Here is a 1691-nt window from a genome sequence, read left to right as displayed (position 1 = left end):
GTTACCAGTAAATAATATAATGTCAACTAATATTTAGCTTAGGCACTACTCAGCGACTTTAAAATTTTCTCCTCCTTTTTCCTCACCTACCTCTATACACTTCTCTCAAAGTGCATGAAGTCAGGACCATTTTAAAGCGACTACTTTCTGTTTTTTTTTTGCAAATAATTTTTTGGAATTGCTAGAAGCATCCATTAACGCTTGCGTGATAACAGCTCTCCAGATACTTCTATATGCATATATCTCCTTATTCAAAAATGATTGTGTATCATTAATTTCAACTGCACAATTATTATGTATGTTATGGAAAGTACTCATATCTTATTCCCTTAATATATAGTTATTTACTTATTATTTATTAATAAGTCTTGATCATAATAATATACATTGCTGTTGATTTTGTGCAAGTACATTACTAAAATATTTTAAAATTATTTATGAACATATGTCAAAATAAGGATTTACAGCTATAAATTATACATACCCCGCTGGTGCTTATCATTAAGCCATATATTAAAAATAATACCTATATTTATTGTTGCTAGAAGGAAGAATAAGTCTATTATAAATAGCATATCTCACTTTTTGCGTACCGCCCAGTACTAAGGTGCTGACTGAAGCTGTAATTACTAAATCAAGATAAGATTAAAGCTAAAGCTTAGCTTTACCTCAAATAGGTTTTTTGGATTTTATAAAATCCTCAAGTGATATAACATTATTTTGCTTGCTTGAAACAACCTCATTTTTATCATCTATTGAATATAATTTGTCACTTTTAGTATTTCGCATATTATCTTCCACTACATCACTAACTTCTTGTCTAAATTCTAGTTCAAAGGATTCCGATGGATCGGCAAATGCAGAGATAGATTTAAATGGCACAACAAGATCGTAATATTTACCACTAAAACTTAAACTAATCTCAAAATAATCATCAAATACATGCAAATTTTTAAAATTATATTGAATTACTATGGTCATTTCTTCAAGATATTGATTTTGCAAAAACTTAGGAATCCTAACTCCCTCATACCCAGTTATAAAATTTATATAAAAGTGATTATCACCCTGTAAGCCGTTTTGCTCTACCTCTTTTAAAGCCCTTTTAATGATATAGTACATTGATTCATTGATTAAGTAGCTATAATCTATCGATGATTTCTTACTATCTGACATACAAGTGTATATATGTTTTATAAAACTTAAACGAATTTTACCACTTAAACTTATTTTATAAACAATTTAGTTATAAAACCTTTAAAATTTTTCATTTACACAACTTTAAATTGCCTATACTGTTTTAGTATATAATTTGTTAATTAAGAGGTAAATATGAAAAATCAACCAGGAAATAATGAGCAAAATACTCAGGATACTCAGTATGCGCTAGAAAAAATAAATAATAATACGGATTCTGATGAAAAAAATAAATTAACTGAAGAAGAAAATTCCAATAATAATCAAAAGGCAAATTCAAATGAAGAAGAAATAAACACCGAAAGAAATCCTAGACAAGAAGATAATAATATTTTTGCTAACTTGTGCAGCAGCACTTCAAAGAATAAAACTATAGTGGACTGAAAAAGTCAGACAACAAAAAGAGTAGTTTTATTTCCTAAAAGATATAAAAATATAAATAAAAAATAAGAAGTATGAGTAAAAAAGAAAAAAGAAATTTTAGCGCTGAACAA

3 protein-coding genes are annotated in these 1691 nt (G+C 27.4%); 1 reads left to right on the top strand and 2 read right to left on the bottom strand.

The features are described 5' to 3' along the window. Positions 1 to 120: 120 nt before the first annotated feature. A complete protein-coding gene (locus L8D11_RS05265) occupies positions 121 to 318 on the bottom strand; it encodes a hypothetical protein (protein ID WP_236870620.1) in 198 nt (65 codons plus the stop codon). Between the two features lie 351 nt (positions 319 to 669). Further along, positions 670 to 1176 (bottom strand): ClpXP protease specificity-enhancing factor SspB, encoded by a 507-nt coding sequence (locus L8D11_RS05260; protein ID WP_236870619.1) that lies wholly within the window; start codon positions 1174 to 1176, stop codon positions 670 to 672. A 156-nt stretch (positions 1177 to 1332) separates the two neighbouring features. Here L8D11_RS05260 and L8D11_RS05255 point away from each other — a divergent pair, with 156 nt between their 5' ends. Beyond that, positions 1333 to 1581 carry a hypothetical protein gene (locus L8D11_RS05255; protein ID WP_236870618.1) on the top strand — a complete coding sequence of 83 codons (249 nt, stop codon included), beginning with the start codon at positions 1333 to 1335 and terminating at the stop codon, positions 1579 to 1581. Positions 1582 to 1691 lie beyond the last annotated feature (110 nt).

Origin of the sequence: Candidatus Bandiella numerosa, from assembly GCF_021811875.1 — a bacterium.
Lineage (GTDB): Bacteria > Pseudomonadota > Alphaproteobacteria > Rickettsiales > Midichloriaceae > Aquirickettsia > Aquirickettsia numerosa_A.
Note: the sequence above shows the minus strand (reverse complement) of the source record. Positions and strands in the feature narration are given on the sequence as shown.

Excerpts from the sequence above, each read along its gene's own strand:
- L8D11_RS05265 (WP_236870620.1), bottom strand. The coding sequence starts at position 318 with ATGAGTACTTTCCATAACATACATAATAATTGTGCAGTTGAAATTAAT.
- L8D11_RS05260 (WP_236870619.1), bottom strand. The coding sequence starts at position 1,176 with ATGTCAGATAGTAAGAAATCATCGATAGATTATAGCTACTTAATCAAT.
- L8D11_RS05255 (WP_236870618.1), top strand. The coding sequence starts at position 1,333 with ATGAAAAATCAACCAGGAAATAATGAGCAAAATACTCAGGATACTCAG.